General features: G+C 45.2%; 11 protein-coding genes and 1 tRNA gene. 6 read left to right on the forward strand and 6 right to left on the reverse strand.

What is annotated here, in order from left to right:
* Window positions 1-31: 31 nt before the first annotated feature.
* Complete coding sequence (locus H1A11_RS00690) at window positions 32-781, forward strand: NigD-like protein (RefSeq protein ID WP_174646336.1); 750 nt, start codon at window positions 32-34, stop codon at window positions 779-781.
* 117 nt (window positions 782-898) lie between these two features.
* Here H1A11_RS00690 and H1A11_RS00695 read toward each other — a convergent pair whose 3' ends face one another.
* From H1A11_RS00695 to rsfS, 3 genes are read right to left on the reverse strand one after another with little or no spacing between them, the layout of a single operon-like run.
* Complete coding sequence (locus tag H1A11_RS00695; RefSeq protein WP_181757595.1) at window positions 899-1741, reverse strand: phosphatidate cytidylyltransferase; 843 nt, start codon at window positions 1739-1741, stop codon at window positions 899-901.
* A complete protein-coding gene (gene ftsH / locus H1A11_RS00700) occupies window positions 1731-3746 on the reverse strand; it encodes an ATP-dependent zinc metalloprotease FtsH (protein WP_016274133.1) in 2016 nt (671 codons plus the stop codon). The genes H1A11_RS00695 and ftsH overlap by 11 nt, the downstream gene beginning before the upstream one ends.
* A gap of 9 nt (window positions 3747-3755) precedes the next feature.
* A complete protein-coding gene (gene rsfS / locus H1A11_RS00705; protein ID WP_117599304.1) occupies window positions 3756-4115 on the reverse strand; it encodes a ribosome silencing factor in 360 nt (119 codons plus the stop codon).
* Between the two features lie 217 nt (window positions 4116-4332).
* Between rsfS and H1A11_RS00710 the strand changes: the two genes are divergently transcribed.
* Window positions 4333-4403: transfer RNA gene (locus H1A11_RS00710), tRNA-Gln, on the forward strand.
* 185 nt (window positions 4404-4588) lie between these two features.
* A complete protein-coding gene (locus tag H1A11_RS00715; RefSeq protein WP_138345865.1) occupies window positions 4589-5767 on the forward strand; it encodes a phosphoribosylaminoimidazolecarboxamide formyltransferase in 1179 nt (392 codons plus the stop codon).
* Window positions 5768-5855: 88 nt separating this feature from the next.
* On the opposite strand, the gene H1A11_RS00720 is transcribed toward H1A11_RS00715, so the two are convergent.
* From H1A11_RS00720 to rsmA, 3 genes are all read right to left on the reverse strand, one after another.
* Window positions 5856-7709 (reverse strand): DUF349 domain-containing protein, encoded by a 1854-nt coding sequence (locus tag H1A11_RS00720; RefSeq protein ID WP_181757596.1) that lies wholly within the window; start codon window positions 7707-7709, stop codon window positions 5856-5858.
* Between the two features lie 117 nt (window positions 7710-7826).
* Entirely contained in the window at window positions 7827-9173 is a 1347-nt protein-coding gene (mgtE, locus tag H1A11_RS00725) for a magnesium transporter (RefSeq protein ID WP_165491386.1), read from the reverse strand.
* Window positions 9174-9199: 26 nt separating this feature from the next.
* A complete protein-coding gene (gene rsmA, locus H1A11_RS00730; RefSeq protein ID WP_119961787.1) occupies window positions 9200-9994 on the reverse strand; it encodes a 16S rRNA (adenine(1518)-N(6)/adenine(1519)-N(6))-dimethyltransferase RsmA in 795 nt (264 codons plus the stop codon).
* Between the two features lie 135 nt (window positions 9995-10129).
* Between rsmA and H1A11_RS00735 the strand changes: the two genes are divergently transcribed.
* The 3 genes from H1A11_RS00735 (at window position 10130) to H1A11_RS00745 (ending at window position 19496) form a co-directional block, all read left to right on the forward strand.
* Window positions 10130-11116 carry a lysylphosphatidylglycerol synthase transmembrane domain-containing protein gene (locus tag H1A11_RS00735; protein ID WP_181757597.1) on the forward strand — a complete coding sequence of 329 codons (987 nt, stop codon included), beginning with the start codon at window positions 10130-10132 and terminating at the stop codon, window positions 11114-11116.
* A 337-nt stretch (window positions 11117-11453) separates the two neighbouring features.
* Window positions 11454-12911, forward strand: coding sequence for an aminoacyl-histidine dipeptidase (locus H1A11_RS00740; protein WP_138345871.1), 1458 nt, complete (start codon window positions 11454-11456; stop codon window positions 12909-12911).
* Between the two features lie 699 nt (window positions 12912-13610).
* The gene (locus tag H1A11_RS00745; RefSeq protein ID WP_181757598.1) at window positions 13611-19496 is read left to right on the forward strand and encodes an alpha-2-macroglobulin family protein; all 5886 of its coding nucleotides are present in this window, start codon (window positions 13611-13613) and stop codon (window positions 19494-19496) included.
* Window positions 19497-19519 lie beyond the last annotated feature (23 nt).

A 19519-nucleotide genomic window follows, 5' to 3' on the forward strand; every position in this document is an offset into this window, starting at 1 on the left:
TATACAGAAACAAATGAAAAGGACTTTGATTATGAAAAAGCTACATTGGTTATTTATGGCAATATGTTTGGCAGTGATGCCCGCTTTGCAATCATGTGATGATAACGACGGATATTCTTTGGGTGATTTCACCCCGCCTTTGTGGGCTACTGTGCGTGTTACGGGAAATGCCTTTTATTTAAACTGCGATGTCTGGGGGACACTCTGGCCGGTGAATACGGACATTGGGTGGTATGATGCTGTGGATGGGCAGCGTGTGATTACCATGTTCAATCCTTTGTGGGACGACTATGCAGGGTATGACCATGCTGTGAAATTGTTACGCTTGCAGAATGTTCTGACGAAAGAGGTGGAGACGCTGACTCCCGAAACAGAAGAGGAGTTCGGCAATGATTCCGTACTTATATATAAAGGTGACATTACCATTAGCGGTGGCTATATGAACATTTTTTTCATGCAGAACCTGCCGTCTTCGGCTGATAATAAACATCGCATCAGTCTGGTACGTCCGCAAGAAGATGATGCTTTGTATGGTGAAGACGGATACATCCACTTGGAACTCCGCTATAACGACTATGATGACTTGACGGGTTATCGCAGCCCCGGTGCTGTTTCTTATAATCTGAACAGTCTGGACATTCCCTTTGAAACCAAAGGTATCAAGTTGAAACTCAATTCAGAGGAGAATGGAGAGGTGGAAGTAACCTTTGATTTGAAAACTGTGGGTACTAATGAAAAGTTGACTACTAATGTGGATTTGTCCAATATGCAGTTGAAGTAAGAAAGAGTTTGCGAGAGTATATAGTTAGAAAGAGCACCCGGGATTTTGATGTCATTCACCTTGCCCGGGTGCTCTTTTTATATTTGTTTTATGTAAGTTTGGTCATGTGAGTCGTCGTTAGAACATCGTCAAGGCATATAGATAAACAACTGCTGCAGGAATTGCCATCAGTGCACTGTCGAAACGGTCGAGCATCCCTCCATGCCCCGGCAGAATGTTACCGGAATCCTTTATGCCCAATTGGCGTTTCATGAGTGATTCGGTCAGATCGCCCCAAGTGCCGAAAATGACGACAACGATTGCCAGACCTACCCATTGCCATTCTGACATAAATGGAAAGAAGTGTGCAAAGCCAAGAGAGGAAGCGATGGAGAATATTCCGCCGCCGATGCTGCCCTCCCAAGATTTTTTAGGTGAGATACGTTCGAACAGACGGTTTTTGCCTATCAGCGAACCTACGCAATAGGCACCTGTATCGCTCAACCAGATAAATACGAAAATGGAAAGCGGTAGAATAGGGTTATAGGTTACACTGCCCGTTTCCGAGGAATTTTGAAAAGCAAGTACGTTCAGCAGGGCAAAGGGGAGTGCCACGTATAATTGGCTTAGCATGGAGTAGGCCCAGTTATCCGTCGGATTCTTTTTCTTGAGGTAAAGTTCCGTAATCATCATGTAGAGCAATAGTCCCAAATAAGGAAGGAATACCCGTGCTCCTACAGACTGCTGGGTACAGAAACTCATTAATGCAAGGAAAAGGTAGGCTCCCCCCAATGCAGTGATGGTTTTGTTAATGCTTACTTCGCCGCTTTTGCTGACTAATTGGGCAAACTCATGTACGCTCAGTGCGCTGATAATGGTGAACAGTATACCGAACGAAAGGGGGCTGTAAAGAATACAGCCCACCAATACTATGACGAATAACACGCCGGTAACGGCACGTTGGATAAAGTTATTTTTCATGCTTTTCTTCTTCTTCCTTGACTTCCTTTTCTGCTTCTATGGCTTTTTGCTCTTCTTCTTGCTCTGCTTTTTTTAGCTCGGCAGCAGTCTTGTTTGCACTGATTTCCTCCGAGCGGGAAGCCCATGGACGTTTCCCAAAGATGTGCTCAACGTCTTCGGCAAAGATTACTTCTTTGTCAATCAGCAGTTGTGCCAGCCGGTTGTGCCCTTCTTGGTTTTCGGACAATATTTTCTTGGCACGTTCGTACTGTTCGTTGACCATCTGCTTCACTTCTTCGTCAATCAGTTCCGCAGTCTTTTCGCTATACGGGCGGTTGAAGGAATATTCCTCATTATTATAGTAACAGAGATTGGGGAGTTTTTCGCTCATACCCAGATAGGCAATCATACCGTACGCCTGCTTGGTCACGCGTTCCAAGTCATTCATGGCTCCGGTGGATATTCTACCTAAGAATAGGTCTTCGGCAGCACGTCCTCCCAAGGTGGCACACATCTCATCAAGCATCTGTTCCTTGGTGGTGATTTGCCGTTCTTCCGGCAGATACCAAGCCGCGCCCAAAGCGCGTCCACGGGGTACAATGGTTACTTTAATCAGTGGATTGGCGTATTCCAGTAACCAGGAGATACTGGCATGGCCGGCTTCGTGTATGGCAATGGAACGGCGTTCGGCCTCGGTAGTGATTTTGGTTTTCTTTTCCAACCCACCCACAATACGGTCTACAGCGTCCAGGAAGTCTTGCTTTCCGACAAACTTTTTGCCGTGGCGGGCGGCTATCAAAGCTGCTTCGTTACATACATTGGCAATGTCTGCCCCCGAGAATCCGGGAGTCTGGCGTGCCAGAAGGTCTACATCCACACTATTGTCTATCTTGATGGGGCGCAGGTGTACACCGAATACTTCCTTACGCTCATTAAGGTCGGGTAGGTCTACATGTATTTGGCGGTCAAAACGTCCGGCACGCAACAATGCCTTATCCAAAACGTCCACACGGTTGGTGGCGGCTAAGATGATAACACCACTGTTGGAGCCGAAACCGTCCATCTCGGTCAGTAACTGGTTCAATGTGTTCTCGCGCTCGTCGTTGCCACCCATAGCGGCTGCTTTGGCACGGGCACGCCCTACAGCGTCAATCTCGTCGATAAACACGATACAAGGCGCTTTTTCCTTTGCTTGGCGGAACAAATCGCGGACACGGGAAGCTCCCACGCCGACAAACATTTCCACAAAGTCGGAACCTGCCAAAGAGAAGAAAGGTACGTTGGCTTCTCCGGCCACAGCCTTTGCAAGCAGGGTCTTTCCGGTTCCCGGAGGGCCTACTAGCAAAGCGCCTTTGGGTATCTTACCTCCCAAATCGGTATATTTCTGGGGCTCTTTCAAGAACTCGACAATTTCTTCTACCTCTTGCTTGGCTTCGGCAAGTCCTGCCACATCTTTGAATGTAATCTTGATGGGGGAACCTTTTTCAAACAATTGGGCCTTGGACTTTCCTACGCTGAAGATGCCTCCACCTCCACCCATGCCTCCACCACCGCTCATGCGGCGGGACATGAAAATCCAGAAACCGATAAGGAATGCAAAAGGGAGAATCTGCCACAGAATGGCACCGAAGTAGTTCCGTTTTTTTTCGTAGTTAATAGAACCGTCAAAGTGGGCGTCGTCTCTTTCCTTTTGCAGGAAATTGCCCAGGCTCTCGCGTGAAGGGGCCTCGGTCGTAATAAGCGGATTCTTACCTACGCGACTGGAGTCCTGACGAAATACGTTTCCTACGTGTTGCGGTTTGACGTATGCTTCGACAGAATTGTCGTCGTAGCCGATGACTTTGCTTATATAACCGTCTCGTACATATTGCTGGAATTCATCATAAGAAATATTTTTAGTTGCCGTACCACTTTCATTAGTCAGGTACAACCCCAGCAACATCATTGCTATAATCATATACAGCCAGTTCAGGTTGAACTTGGGCATATTCACTTTATTGGGTTTCTTGTTGGTATTATTGTCCATACGTTTTGATTAATCGAGATCAGGAATTTGAGTTAATTTGGCGTCTGCCCAGAGGTGTTCCAGATTGTAGAATTCCCTTGTTTCAGGCAGGAAGACATGCACCAATATGTCCGGGTAGTCCATAGCTACCCATTCGGCATTGCGCAGCCCGTCTACGGCAAAGGGCTTGGTGTCGGCACCCTTGCGTGTGAAGTCCCTGATGGATTCTACAATGGCTGTCACTTGGCTGGGAGAGTTTCCTTGGCAGATGACGAAATAATTGCATATTGTATCGTCGATTTTTGTCAGATCTGCGATGACGATTTTTTTTCCTTTTTTATCTTGAATACCTTCTGTTATCTGTTGAATCAGTTTTTTCGTTTCGTTCATTATACAGTATTATATTAAAACTGTTGACAAATATACGTTGATTTCTCATATCAAACACGCAAAAGAGGAAAACTCTTTCAATTTTTGATTTTTTTTAGTTATATAATCCTTTGGATTACGGTATCTTATCAGTTTTTTGCGAAAAAAATACTCGTTTTTGTTTTGATTTATAGAAATCTTTGTATCTTTGCAACCGCAAAACGGAAATAACAATAATTGGGCTATGGTGTAATGGTAACACTACAGATTCTGGTCCTGTCATTCCTGGTTCGAATCCAGGTAGCCCAACTATCAAACAGCTTATTTAAGTCAAAAAACCACTAAAATCGCAAGTTTTAGTGGTTTTTTCGTTACTTTTCAATCATGTACGAAAATTTCAGTGTAGGCATTCGGTGGCAAATTCAGTGACAAGGCTTCTGTAAGCCGGAAATATTCTGTAAATTTGTAGCATTTCAACATTAAAGCAGAATTTTATGGCAAAAGAATTAGCACTGAAGTACGGCTGTAACCCTAACCAGAAGCCGGCTCGCATTTTCATGCAGGAGGGGGAGTTACCTATTGAGGTTCTGAACGGACGTCCAGGGTATATTAATTTTATGGATGCCTTGAATGGATGGCAGTTGGTAAAGGAACTGAAAGAGGCGACCGGTATGCCTGCTGCAACTTCATTCAAGCACGTCAGTCCGGCGGGGGCCGCCATCGGTTTGGAACTCGACGAAATAATGAAGAAGATTTATTTTGTGGATAATCTTCCGCTCTCTCCGCTTGCTTGCGCATATGTGCGTGCCCGCGGTGCCGACCGTATGTCTTCTTATGGTGACTTTATCGCTTTGAGTGATGTGTGCGACGAGGCTACTGCACGTTTTATTAACCGCGAGGTCTCGGATGGCGTTATTGCTCCGGGGTATACGGACGAAGCACTGGCTATCTTGAGGGAAAAGCGTAAAGGAACTTACAATGTGATTCAGATAAGTCCCGGCTATAAGCCTGCCCCGATTGAACATAAGGATGTCTTTGGTATCACGTTTGAGCAGGGACGTAATGAGATAAAGCTGAATGGAGATGAACTCTTTGCGAATATTCCTACTCGGAATAAGAATTTCCCGGAAGCAGCGAAACGTGATTTGATGATAGCCCTTATCACTTTGAAATATACGCAGTCGAATTCTGTATGCTATGTGAAGGACGGTCAGGCTATCGGTATTGGTGCCGGCCAGCAGAGCCGTATCCACTGTACTCGCTTGGCGGGCAACAAGGCCGACATTTGGTATTTACGCCAGCATCCGAGGGTGTTGAATTTGCCATGGGTAGAGAAAATCCGCCGTGCCGACCGTGATAATACGATTGATGTCTATATCAGTGAAGACCATGACGATGTGCTGGTTAACGGTGTTTGGCAGCAGTTCTTTACGGAGAAACCTGAAGTGCTGACCCGTGAAGAAAAACGGGCTTGGTTGGATACATTGAAAGGTGTTTCTTTGGGTTCGGATGCATTCTTTCCTTTTGGAGACAATATTGAGCGTGCCCATAAGAGTGGAGTAGATTACATTGCCCAAGCGGGTGGTTCTGTACGCGATGACCATGTGATTGAAACTTGCGATAAATATGGCATTGCCATGACGTTCACGGGTATCCGTCTGTTCCATCATTGATAAGACTTAATAAAAAAGTAGACCCGCCCCCACGGCTGTATAGCTGTAGGGGCGGGTCTACTTTTTTATTAAGTCTTATCTTGTTGCGTTATCCTTGATTTTTGATATTCTCGTCCACCACTTTTATCTTTTCTTTTACAAGTTCGATATCTGCTTTCAGCTTTTCCACCTTGCGGTTGATTTCTGTCAGCAGACTATTTCCCTTCTTGGAAGAAGTGGTCAGGAAGCCGAGATTGTTTTCATATGTCTGGAGCTCGTTCTTCATATTGTCGAAGGCACGTACCAGCTTCTCACGTTCCCGGTAAAGGGCTTGTGGACTACCTTCCTGAATGGAGCTGATAGTCGACTTGAAGTTGCTTAGCTTCTTGTTGGAGGCGCTGATGTTGAAGCGTTCAAACAATTTGTCTACCTGGCTGTGGTATTGCTTATAGATTCGGTCTTTCTCTTTGAAAGGTACATGTCCTACGCCGTTCCACTCTTTCATGAGGTCGCGTACCAGTTGGGTAGCTTCCTCCGTATTCATTTGGTCATCGATAGCATTCAGTTTCTCGATGATGGCTTTTTTCTTTTCCAGATTTTCCTGCTCTACGCTGCGCTGTGAAGAAGTGGCTTTGTTCTTTTGTTCGAAGAAGTAGTCACAAGTGGAGATGAAACGTTTCCATACGGCATCCGAATATTTTTTTGCTACCGGACCAATGGTTTTCCATTCTTTCTGAAGTTTGGTCAGTTCATCGGCGGTTGCTTTCCAGTCGGTACTGTCCTTCAGAGTTTCTGCTTTTTCGCACAAGGCACGCTTCTTTTCCAGGTTTTCGTTCATACCTTCCTTCAGGCTCTTGAAGAACTCTCCCTTTTTACGGAAGAACTCGTCGCACGCTTTGCGGAAACGTTCGAAAATCTTCACGTTCATTTTTTGCGGAGCGAAACCAATGGTTTTCCATTTGTTTTGAAGTGCGATGACTTCTTGCGTCTTGCTCTCCCAAGAAGCAAAGCTTGTCAGTTCTTTGTAGTCAATGGCTTCTATGATTTCGCAAATTACAGTCTTTTGGTCAAGATTGTGCTGTTCCACTTCCTTCAATGCTTCGAAATGTTGCTGGTGACGTCGGTTTACGGTTGTAGAGGCAGCTTTGAAACGTGCCCAGATTTCGTCGCGTAGTTCCTTGGCTACCGGCCCTGTATCACGAAATTCTTGATGTAGCTTCTGTAACTGATGGAAAGCTGAAACTACATCCTCTTCATCCGCCAGCTTTTCGGCAGCTTCACAGAGATGTGTCTTGATTTCCAAATTCTTCTTGAAATCGTATTCGCGGAATTCATTGTTCAGTTTCAGAAGGTCATAGAATTTCTCAACATACAATTGGTAGTTTTTCCAAAGCTCGTTGACCTTAGCTTGCGGAACGAGTTTAACTTCGTTCCATTGCTGCTGTAGTTTCTTGAACTCCGTATAGCTCTTGTTGGCGTCATCTGGAGATTCAACCAGCTCCTTCAGCTCTTCGATGATGGAAAGCTTTACCTGCAGGTTCATTTCCTTTTGCTTCTCCAGTTCGGCTGTGAGTGCACTTCTTTTTTCTTTGATGACGGACATGATATTCTTGAACTCTTCCTCCACACAGTCTGTTTGTGGAACAAAGTTCTCCGCGGCGCCTCCGTTTTCAATGAACAGTTTTCTCGCCGCATCCTGCTCAGCATTGTGCAGCTTGTAGAAAGATTGCTTCAAACCGTCTATTTCAGGTTTTGCCACGTTCTCCACGTCTGCAACCACCTCTTTGAGTTTGGCAAGTATTTCCTCTTTCGTGAGCTTCAGAACTGACTCTACCGGCTTTTTAGAAACGATTTCTTCAGCGGGAGTTTCTGTTGTTGCCGGTTCAGAAACCTCTGCTGTCTTCTTTTCTTCTTCTAATTCCACCGGCTTTTCGGGGAGATTAGTGTCATGAGTGTCCGTCATTGTATTTACTTTTTTAGAAACGGGTTCCTCCCGTTCGGGTTACATTAGGCTACAAATTAATGAAATAAAATGATTACTTCATACAATTTGCCTTGATTTTTTTCTATTTTCTTGTTTTTATGACAGTAAGACTGTGATACCCATGTACAGCATCATGCCTATAATGTCATTGGTGATGGAGATAAATGGGCCGGTGGCAATGGCCGGGTCAACCTTCAGCTTCTCTAAAGTCATGGGGACTAGCGTTCCGAAGATGGAGGCAAACATGACGACTGCAAAGAGGCTGATGGAGACGGAATAAGTGACCGTAGCCGTAGCTCCGAACCGGATAAAATTATAAATGTATACTAGCAGGGAAATGATGGTTGCATTGATAACCGCCACTACAGCTTCCTTAGCTACCTGTTTGAAGGTGTCTTTGGCATCCAGTGAGCTGTTGGCAAGGCCTTGTACGATGATGGCAGACGACTGGGTTCCCACGTTTCCCCCCGTACCGCCAATCAACGGAATATAAAGGGCCATTTCCGGGTGGGCGGCGAAAGTCGTGTCGAAGTTGCCCAATATCATGGAGTTGCCTATACCGCCCAGCATACCGATGAGTAGCCATGGAAGGCGGGCTGAAGTTTGGCGCATAACATTATCGTCCGTTTCTACATCTTGGGACAAACCGGATGCCAGCTGGTAATCACGTTCCGACTGTTCGCGGACTTCGTCCATGACGTCGTCTACGGTAATCTGGCCTACCAGGCGCCCGATGCTGTCTACAACAGGAACTGCCACTAAGTCATACTTTTCGATGATTTGCACCACTTCGTCAATGGGGGTATCTACATGGACGGAGATAGGATCTTTTCGCATCACATGCTTTACCTTGGAGACAGAAGGGGAAGTTATCATTTTCTTTAATGGGAATACTCCTTGCAGACGGTCTTCGTCGTCGATGACGTATACGTAGTAAATTTCATCCAGCTTTTCAGCTTGCAGGCGCATTTCCTTCAGACACTCCGGCATACTCCAGTTTTCATTGACAGTCACCATTTCCGTACCCATCAAACCACCGGCAGTGTCTTCATCATATTTCAGCAGGTCAACGATGTCACCGGCTTGTTCTATATCTTCGATGTGCGAAAGTATTTCCTCCTGCTTGTCTTCATCGAGTTCGCGCATCAGGTCTACGGCATCGTCCGTGTCCATATAATCCACGAAACGTTTGGCAATGGTCTCCGAAGGAAGAAGTTCCAGGAATTCTTTCCGGATGTCTTCGTCCATTTCAACCAGTACATCCGCTGCCGTTTCGTTGTCAAGGAGGCGGTAAACGAAGCGGGCTTCCTCCAAGCCGAGGTCATTGCATAGTTCTGCAATATCCGCCGGATGAAGGTCGGTCAAAAGTGTCTTGACGTTTTCCGCGTCTTTCTGTTCTATCAGGCTTTTGACTTTGTCTATATATTCTTCGTCTATTTCCATGATTATTCGTGTTTAATCACTAACCATTAATCATTAATTGTTCTCAATGCCTGCTCCACTTGGTTGGTCAGCTGAATAAATTCCTTTACGGACAGTTGTTCCGGGCGTTTATTAAATAATACGTCCTCCGTCAGTGGACAGTCTTTGCCGAGTATCGGTTTTATGGAGTTCCGCAGTGTCTTGCGTCGTTGGTTGAACGTGGTTTTCACTACTTGCTTGAACAATTTCTCGTCGCAGCCTAAATCGTGCGTTTCATTGCGCATCATGCGGATGACGGCACTTTTAACTTTTGGGGGCGGGTTGAAGACATGTTCGTGTACCGTAAACAAGTACTCCACTTTGTACCATGCTTGTATCAGTACACTTAGGATTCCGTATGTCTTGCTGCCCGGCCCGGCGGCTATGCGCTCGGCTACTTCCTTTTGTATCATACCCGTACAGCAGGGAATCAGATCCTTATATTCCAGCATTTTGAAGAATATCTGGCTGGAGATATTATAAGGATAGTTTCCCGTCAGCACAAAAGGTTGCCCGCCAAACAACCGTTGCAGGTTCATTTTGAGGAAATCGTCCTCAATGATGTTGTCTTCCAGTTGCGGATAGGCTTCCCGTAGGTAGGCCACTGACTCGTAGTCCAGTTCTACTACTTTGACGTTGCGTTCTTTGGGCAGAAGAAACTGGGTCAGTACTCCCATTCCCGGACCAACTTCGAGGATGGGAATTTCGGGACAGACATCTACCGTGTCGGCAATGTCTTGTGCCACTTTCAGGTCTTTCAGGAAGTGTTGCCCGAGAAACTTTTTAGGTTTAACTACTCTCATGTATCAACTAAATCATTACTTTTGCTCCGTAAACGTAGGCTGTAGCGTGAACAACAACCTATCTTTACACGGAGCAAAGGTAGTTCTTTTCAATGAAGAATGAAGAATGAAGAATGAAGAATTTGGGAATATCGTATGAATAAGCTGCTAAAAAAAACGTTGAAAATCATCTTACCCATTTTATTGGGTGGTTTTATCCTCTATTGGGTATATCGTGATTTTGACTTTTCAAAGGCAGAAGAAGTTCTACTTCATCAGACGAACTGGTGGTGGATGTTGTTGTCCTTGTTCTTCGGTGTGATGAGCCATGTGTTGCGAGGCTGGCGTTGGAAGCAGACTTTGGAGCCACTGGATGCTCATCCCAAAACAAGCGATTGCGTCGATGCCATTTTCGTATCTTATGCCACCAATCTGGTACTGCCCCGTGTGGGAGAGGTTTCACGTTGTGGAGTACTTGCCAAATATGATAATGTTTCCTTTGCGAAGTCCTTGGGGACGGTGGTGACAGAGCGGTTGGTAGATACGCTTTGCATTCTGCTGATTACGGGGATTACTTTTTTGGTGCAGATGCCCGTTTTTTTCCGTTTTTTTGAGGAGACGGGCACCAAGATTCCATCACTGATGCATCTTGTGACTTCTCCTTGGTTTTATGTGGCTCTTTTTTCTATTATTGGTGTTCTGGTACTTCTCTATTTTCTGTTGCGTATGCTCTCTTTTTTTGAAAAGGTGAAGGGGGTAGTCTTGAATATATGGGAAGGTGTGATGTCGCTTAAGAATGTGAAGAATGTGCCTTTGTTTGTTCTTTACACTTTACTTATTTGGCTATGCTATTTTTATCATTTCTATATAACTTTCTATTGCTTCCAGTTTACAGAGCACCTTAGTTTCCTTGCCGGAATGGTGATGTTTGTCGGAGGAACGTTTGCAGTCATTGTTCCTACGCCCAACGGGGCAGGTCCCTGGCACTTTGCTGTCATCACTATGATGATGCTTTATGGGGTAAATGCTACGGATGCGGGTGTCTTTGCGCTGATAGTGCATGGCATACAGACGTTGCTGGTGATAGTGCTGGGCATCTACGGGTCGTTGCACCTGGTGTTGGCGAATAGGACAAAGAAATAGACGTTTCTTGTGGTGAGTTCCTATATTGTTATTTCTTATGTTAGAGGACAGAAACAGTTATTTATAGAGAACCACTGTAGTACTCCTTTAAAAGTACTGTAATACTTCTTTGCAATAACTTCGGCATTTCCTTATATGTACTGGAGTCGTAAAGGTTGTTGGAAGATTGGTTTCTTTAAACGATATTGTTGCTTGTATATGGAAGCGGGAGAAATTCCTAAATGATGTAAAAGCCATATTTAAGATAGCCGATGATTTAGTACTTTAGAAAAATCCCGGTTTATTGTACTTTCCGAGAATAAACCGTTATATTTGCGAAAACTAACTTTTTAGAATTATGAGTACAATCTTACAGTTAGCTCCACAGAATGTATGGAAGCACTTTTATTCACTGACCCAGATTCCCCGTCCATCAGGACATATGGAGAAGATTACCAAATTCCTTATTGATTTTGGAAAAGGCTTGGGGTTGGAATCATTTGTCGACGAGGTCGGCAATGTTATTATTCGTAAGCCTGCCACTCCGGGTATGGAAAACCGCAAGGGCGTCATCCTTCAGGCGCATATGGACATGGTGCCCCAGAAGAACAACGATACTATCCACGATTTTACAACAGATCCCATTGAAACCTATGTTGACGGTGATTGGGTGAAAGCCAAAGGAACCACGCTGGGAGCAGATAATGGTTTGGGAGTGGCTGCCATTATGGCGGTACTTGAAGATAATAACTTGAAGCATGGTCCATTGGAAGCCCTGATTACCAAGGATGAAGAAACGGGAATGTATGGTGCATTCGGCTTGAAACCCGGAACTATGCAAGGGGAAATTCTGCTGAACCTTGACTCTGAGGACGAAGGCGAACTCTATATCGGCTGTGCCGGTGGTCTTGATATTACTGCTACTTTGGAATATAAGGAGGAGACGCCTATGGCCGATTTCGTTGCTCGTAAAATTACGTTGAAAGGTTTGCGTGGTGGTCACTCCGGTTTGGAAATCAATGAAGGGCGCGGTAATGCCAATAAATTACTGGCACGCGTCGTACATGATTTGCTGATTGAGTTTGACTCCCAGCTGGCAAGTTTTGAAGGTGGCAATATGCGTAATGCTATCCCCCGCGAAGCACATGCGGTATTGGTGTTCAATCCTGAGGATATGGACGGTTTGGAAGATTATATGAAGGAATACGAGGCACAACTGAATGACGAATATGCTCCGATTGAAAGTGGTATTACTCTGAGTGTAGAAGAGGTGACTCTACCTGCTGCCGTTGTTCCCTCAGAAATCCAGGATAATATGATTAACGTGTTGATGGCTTGCCAGAATGGTGTGATGCGTATGATTCCTACTGTTCCCGATACTGTAGAAACCTCCTCTAATTTGGCTATCGTAACCATTGCAGATGGTAAGGCCGAAGTTCGTATTTTGGCGCGTAGTTCTTGCGATACAATGAAGGATTTCCTGGCAGACAGCCTGACAGCTTGTTTCGCTATGGCAGGTATGAAGGTGGAATTGAGTGGTGGTTATTCCGGATGGCAGCCCAATGTGGATTCTCCTATACTGCATGCCATGAAGCTGTCCTATAAGCAGCAGTTTGGTGTGGAACCTGCCGTGAAGGTTATTCATGCAGGTCTGGAATGCGGTATTATTGGTGCCAATTGTCCAGGACTCGATATGATTTCTTTCGGTCCCACTTTGCGTTCTCCGCATTCACCGGACGAGCGTGCATTAATTCCTACTGTTTCCAAGTTCTATGATTTCTTGGTGGCTACATTGGAGCAGACTCCTGAAAAGTAGAGAATACTTTATGTTATGAATAGGGGCGGGGTGCTTTATAAGTATCCTGCCTTTTTTATCTGTGACAGTTTGTCCTCTTTCTGCCAGAATGTCTCGGACTTATTACAATGCATGTCAATATCCTTTCACTTTCTCCTTGAAAATTGACTTAAGTCAAGAAATGTGTTATAAAACATGTTTTCTATCCATTTTTTGCTTGTTATCTTGAACAAAGGCTCTATTTTTGTGTTGTAAAACATGAAAACAATAGAAAACTAGTAGATTTTTTAAGGATAACAAGATTGATTTTAGGAGGATAACAAAATGAAAGTGTTAAAGAGTTTTTTTAAGCATGTCGGCGAAGCCGATAAGAACATTTGGGGATATGTAATGCTTTAAGCATTCCTTCCCTTTCGTGAAGTATCGAATTTTAGTTTTCAGGTATTGGTTTAATTTTTTAAGATTATGAAAAAGAAGATTGCAAATTCATTTAAGCACATTCTTACCGCCGCTGGTAAGAATTGGATGGAGGCAATGAGATATTATAGCCTCCAAATGTGAGTACACTAACATTTAAGTATAGAACAAGGGATATGTTTGCAAACATATCCCTTGTTTTTTTGTAGGAGTAGAATAAGATTTTTTATATCTAAAAGTACATTTGTTTGAACTTTATTCACTTCCTTTGTTATTAATACAAAGACTAACAAACGAATAATCATGAGAGTAATTCAAAGAATTTGTAGCATATTGTTGCTGCTGGTTACATTTGGGGGGTCGGCATTGTATGCGCAGACGTACGATAAGTTGTGGAAGCAGGTGGAGCAGGCTCAAAAGAAAAGCCTGCCTCAAACAGTGATAAAACTGGCTGATGAAATCTATCGGAAAGGTCGGCAAGAGCAGAATGCTCCGCAAATGTTGAAAGCCTACATTTGTAGGGAGACTTATCAAGAGGGGCTGACTCCGGACAGCCTTTACTCCAGTCTGAAATATATGGAATCTTGGGCACAATCGGAGAGGAATCCTGTGAACAAGGCTATTCTACACTCTTTGTTGGCATATGAATATGTTGACTTGATGCGGAAGAATCGCCGTGTCTTGCTGTCACGTACTCTACTGGCTGTTGACGAGGTCCCGGAAGATATCCGTGAGTGGAGTATCAGCCAGTTTGTGGATAAAATAGATAGGTGTAACCGTGCATCCTTGCAGGATTCCATCCGCTTGCTTGATACATCTGCAGAAAAATATGTGCCTTTTGTGGTGTTGGAAGACGGTAGCCGGTTCTATGGGCACGATATGTACCATCTCTTGGTAAGCCGTGCTGTTGATGCCTATCGGCAACTGGATGGTTTCAGTGTGGATTCTTTGGTACAGGCCCGTATCGAAAGGATTTATCTGGATATGATGAATGCTTATCGCCATCGTGCCGGTTCGGAAGATGCTATGTTGCTCTGTTCTCTTGATTATTGGAGCTGGAAGCTGACCGGTGGTATCAGCCAGCAGCCTTATCCTACTTTCCGAATGCGTCAGGAAAAGGCTAATCGGGAATATCTTGAGGTTTTGGATAAATTGATAAAGGAATACGGTTCACGAGAGGTTTGTGCCGAGGTTTACATTCATAAAGCCAACCACCTGCGCCGTTTGGAACCGAAACGCGCTGATGAGGCTCTAAAAGTCTGTGAAGAAGGCTTGAAGCGCTATCCTGCGTATAAGCGTATCAATGAGTTGAAAAATATCCGTGAACAGATTTTGCAGCCTGAACTCATTCTGACTATGAATGAAAGCGGTTATCCCGGCGATTCGGTAAATATGAGACTGCATTATCGTAATGTCGGGGGCTTCACTCTCAACTTATATGCCACTACTTTAAGTGAAGTGCCTTGGATGGACCATGGTATAAATAAAGATACTTATAGAAAATATGCCCGGAAGTTTTCTTCCACGCATTTTGGCTTAAAGCCGTTGCCAGGCAAGGATAAATTGCCTGAAGATGTCCCTTATCTTGCCTCGGACACTGTATTTAAGTTCATGATACCTCGGGAAACGGGAGTCTATATTCTTCAAATAGTACCTGATGCTGAAACGGCCCGTACAGATGATAAATTTTTGGTATCTACTCGCTTCAAGGTGCTGACATTGGATTTGGGTGACGACCGTATGGAAGTGGTTACATTGGATGCCCGTAGCGGACAGCCGATTGCTGATGCCAAAGTGAGTTTCTACTCTTCTTATGATGAGAAGAATAGAAAAGTGATGGCAGAGGTACTGACTGATGCCGGGGGGAAAGCTGTATTACCCTGGCAGAGTGGAATCCGAAGTTATGTGGCGCGTAAAGGCAGAGACACAGGTATGATGCCGCAGAATGTTTATATGAATCATTCTTATTACGGTATAAAGGATACAGATTGGAGGCAGATGGCATTGCTGACAGACCGTTCGCTTTATCGCCCCGGGCAGACCGTCCATGTAAAAGGAATAGCTTACAAACAGAACAGTGATAATGCCCAGGTGCTACAAGGAGTTGATTATGAGCTTGTCTTGTTGGATGCCAACCGAAAGGAACTTGCCACTAGGAAGGTGCAGACCAATGATTTCGGCTCTTTTGCTACGGAGTTTGTACTTCCGGCAGCTTGCCTGAATGGCATGTTCAGTATACGGACTAAAGAGCCTCAATCTACCGTCACTTTTAGGGTAGAGGAGTACAAGCGACCTACGTTTGAGATTGCCTTCACTCCGGTTTCGGAAGCTTACCGACTGGGGGGCAAGGTAGTGTTGAAAGGAAATGTCAAGGCTTTCAATGGCATGATGGTACAGGATGTGCCATTGGCATATACGGTGACTCGCCGGAATCCGAGACCTGGCTATTGGAGCAATGCTGATAAACCATTACTGTCTGACACCATACAATTGGATGCCAACGGGGATTTTTCCATACCCTTGACTTTAGAGGTTCCGGTTGTAGATACAGACGGGTATGGAAGTGTGTATACTTATCATGTGGAGGCGGTGGTGACGGATGAGGCTGGTGAAACGCAGTCCGCTTCGTATAACTTGCTGGCAGGCCCTAAGGCTTATTCCTTTGATGTCCGCCTGCCTCAATATGTTTGTAAGGAAGATAGCATGCTGTTCACTTTTAGAGTGAATAATATGATGAATGTTCCTCAAGATATGAAAGGCTCCTATTATCTGTATCCATTAACAGAACGGGATCGGGGGAGGAATATAGGAGACTCTGACCCTTTGACTGATGTAATATTAGAGGGGGACTTCATGGCCAATCGACTCCAGGATTTTTCGGCTTGGAACAAGCTTCCTTCAGGTAACTATCGTTTGAAACTTTCTGTGCGTGATAGTTTGGGACGTGAAGAGAATAACGGGGCATATGGTAGTGACGGGTTCATGCTCTTTTCAAAGAGTGACAAGCGTCCGGCTGCGTTTACAGATTTCTTTTATTATAAAGAAAATGAGGAATTTGATGTACAGCACCCTGCCGCTTTTCTGTTGGGGACTTCTTATCGGGATGCATATGTGCTGATGGATGTATTCTGTGACAGAAAACGCATTGAAAGCCGTGTGTTGCAGTTGAATGATACTATTATCCGTATGGAATTCCCTTATAAGGAAGCATATGGCAAGGGAATCACCGTTCTTTTCAGTTTTGTGAAAGATGGTGAGATGTATAACCATCAGGTTGAACTGAAGAAGCGGCAGCCTGAACGTGCTCTCGGCATGAAATGGGAAGTGTTCCGTGACCGTTTGCATCCCGGACAAGAGGAAGAGTGGAAGCTCGTCATAAAGACGCCTCAAGGTATGCCTGCTGCGGCTGAAATGCTGGCTACGATGTACGACGCTTCACTGGATAAGATTTATAAGAGTAACCAGATACTACGGGTCTTCTATCCGGATAATCTGTATGGAGCATTCCGTGGTGCGAGCCGTTATAATAGCAATTACTTCTCCATTTATTTCCCGTTGAAGGCTTGGAGGGTTCCGGTGTGGTCGTTTGACCACTTCTGTTCTCCTTATATGGATGGAAGGATGCGGATAGTGATGGTAGAAGACAATGCGCTTTTGGAAGAAGTAAGTGTTGTGGGATATGGGACTACCCGGAATGGCTCTTTGACCGGTAATCTTAGAATACGTGGTGCCAACCAGCCGATGCTTGCTTCTAAAGCAGAATCTGGGAATGCCGTTGAAGTGAAATATGTTCCTGCACAAGTAGTGGAAGATGTTGTTTTTGAATCGGAAACGATACCGGTTGGCGAGGCCTTGCAACCTATTGAGGGACTTCGCACCAATTTTGCCGAAACAGCCTTTTTTTATCCTCAACTTCGTACCAACGAACAAGGGGAGCTTGCATTTTCCTTTACGATGTCGCAGAGTTTGACCCGTTGGAATTTCCGTGGTTACTCACATACTAAGGATATGCTGACTGGGATGTTGGATGCTTCTGTTGTAACTGCCAAGGAGTTTATGCTGACTCCGAATATGCCTCGGTTTGTCCGCGTAGGAGATAAAACACAGATAGCCGGAACAATAGCCAATCTGACGGGTAAAGCGGTGAAAGGAACAGCTGTATTCACACTGTTCGACCCTATGACGGAGAAAGTTATTGCTACTCAGCGTCAGAAATTCTCAGTAGAAGCAGGAAGAAATACTGCCGTCAACTTCCATTTCGATGTGTCCGACTGCTATGATTTGCTTGGTGTCCGTATGGTCGCTGATGGAGGCGCGTTCAGCGATGGCGAGCAGCATCTGTTGCCCGTATTAAGTAATAAGGAGTACATTACGGAAACGCTTGCTATGCCTATTCGTGGCGAAGAGACCCGTACGTTCTCATTAGACAGCCTTTTCAATCGTAATAGCCGTACAGCGACAGACCGTCGTCTAACTGTAGAATTTACCGGGAATCCGGCTTGGTATGCTGTACAAGCGTTGCCGGCATTGAGCCTGCCTGCCAATGATAATGCCATTTCTTGGGCTACAGCTTGGTATGCCAATAGTCTGGCAGGCTTCATTGCCAACAGCCAGCCCCGCATTAAGACTGTATTTGACAGTTGGAAGGCTGCCGGTGGTACGAAAGAAACCTTCCTCAGCCAGTTGGAGAAGAATCAGGATGTGAAGAATATCCTGCTCAGCGAGTCTCCGTGGGTACTGGAAGCTACTACTGAAGCCGAACAGCAGGCACGTATTGCCACGCTGTTTGATATCAACCAACTGAATAACCGCAATCTTTCCGCTTTTACCAAATTGAAAGAATTGCAGGGTGAAGACGGTGGATGGAGCTGGTATAAAGGAATGCCCGGTAGCCGCTATATAACTGGCTATATTACAGAATTACTTGTTCGTCTTCCTTTGCTGACGAAAAATGAGCTGCCTGAAGAAGTTGCCGCCATGCGGCAGAAAGCTTTCGGCTATTTGAATCGGCAGGCTTTGGAAGAATATCGCAATATCCGTAAATCTGAGAAAAATGGCGCTAGAATTACTGTCAACTCGGAAGCTGCCATGACGTATCTGTATCTGATTGCTGTCAGCGGTGAAAAAGTACCGGCTGCAAACCAGGATGCTTACCGTTACTTCTTGTCGAAAGTTGGGGCCAATCTTAAAGATGGAACAATGAGCAGCAAGGCGCAGTCTGCCATCATTCTGAAAGCGGTAGGGCGTACAGCCGAGGCGCATGAATTCATCGCCTCTCTCAAGGAACACTTGGTACAGACGGATGAACTGGGTGCATACTTTGCTTTCCAGGCAAATCCGTACAACTGGGGTATGCTACCCATCCCTGCCCATGTAGAAGTAATGGAAGCCCTGCGTATGGCAGGTGGCAACGATGCTTTGGTGGAGGAAATGAAACTCTGGCTGCTGAAACAGAAGCAGACTGTCAGCTGGAATTCTCCGGTTGCAACGGCTGATGCTGTTTATGCATTGCTTTGTCAGGGCACTAACCTGCTGGAAAGCCGGGGAGACGTACGTATTACGTTAGGCAACGAAGTTCTGGAAACATTGTCGCCTGCAAAGACCATAATCCCAGATTTAGGTTATGTCAAGGAAACTTTCATTCAAGGAAGTCCGGAGCTGAAAGCTAAAACCGTTACAGTAGAGAAACGGGATGCAGGCATTGCCTGGGGAGCTGTTTATGCCCAGTATCTGTCACCCATATCCGATGTAAAGCAGCAGGGTGGTGAATTGAATGTAGAGAAGAAACTTTATGTAGAGCGTATATCGGCCAGTGGCGGCAAGTCCTTGCAACCGGTTGCGGAAGGGACCGTATTATCCGTCGGTGATAAAATAGTGGCCCGTTTGACTATCCGCTTGGATCGTGCTATGGATTTTGTTCAGTTGAAAGACCTGCGGGGTGCCTGCTTTGAACCTATAGGCTCGCTTTCCGGTTATCGTTGGAGTAATGGCCTCGGTTATTATGCAGAAGTGGAAGATGCCGCAACCAATTTCTTCTTCGACCATTTGGGCAAAGGCGTTTATGTCTTAGAGCACAGTTATCGCATAGCCCGTGGCGGAACATACGAAACGGGGCTGGCCACTATACAATGTGCGTATGCTCCGGAGTATGCTTCGCATTCGGCGGGAGGGATAATTGTAATAAAGTAACAATAGAGTATGGAGCGCAATTT

Source organism: Bacteroides sp. CACC 737, assembly GCF_013874375.1.
GTDB lineage: Bacteria > Bacteroidota > Bacteroidia > Bacteroidales > Bacteroidaceae > Bacteroides > Bacteroides uniformis.

Bases quoted from the DNA above. Each gene is read 5' to 3' on its own strand.
- H1A11_RS00735 (WP_181757597.1), top strand. From the start codon at position 10,130: ATGAATAAGCTGCTAAAAAAAACGTTGAAAATCATCTTACCCATTTTA.
- ftsH (WP_016274133.1), bottom strand. From the start codon at position 3,746: ATGGACAATAATACCAACAAGAAACCCAATAAAGTGAATATGCCCAAG.
- H1A11_RS00690 (WP_174646336.1), top strand. From the start codon at position 32: ATGAAAAAGCTACATTGGTTATTTATGGCAATATGTTTGGCAGTGATG.
- H1A11_RS00745 (WP_181757598.1), top strand. From the start codon at position 13,611: ATGAGAGTAATTCAAAGAATTTGTAGCATATTGTTGCTGCTGGTTACA.
- H1A11_RS00720 (WP_181757596.1), bottom strand. From the start codon at position 7,709: ATGACGGACACTCATGACACTAATCTCCCCGAAAAGCCGGTGGAATTA.
- rsmA (WP_119961787.1), bottom strand. From the start codon at position 9,994: ATGAGAGTAGTTAAACCTAAAAAGTTTCTCGGGCAACACTTCCTGAAA.
- H1A11_RS00715 (WP_138345865.1), top strand. From the start codon at position 4,589: ATGGCAAAAGAATTAGCACTGAAGTACGGCTGTAACCCTAACCAGAAG.
- rsfS (WP_117599304.1), bottom strand. From the start codon at position 4,115: ATGAACGAAACGAAAAAACTGATTCAACAGATAACAGAAGGTATTCAA.
- mgtE (WP_165491386.1), bottom strand. From the start codon at position 9,173: ATGGAAATAGACGAAGAATATATAGACAAAGTCAAAAGCCTGATAGAA.
- H1A11_RS00695 (WP_181757595.1), bottom strand. From the start codon at position 1,741: ATGAAAAATAACTTTATCCAACGTGCCGTTACCGGCGTGTTATTCGTC.
- H1A11_RS00740 (WP_138345871.1), top strand. From the start codon at position 11,454: ATGAGTACAATCTTACAGTTAGCTCCACAGAATGTATGGAAGCACTTT.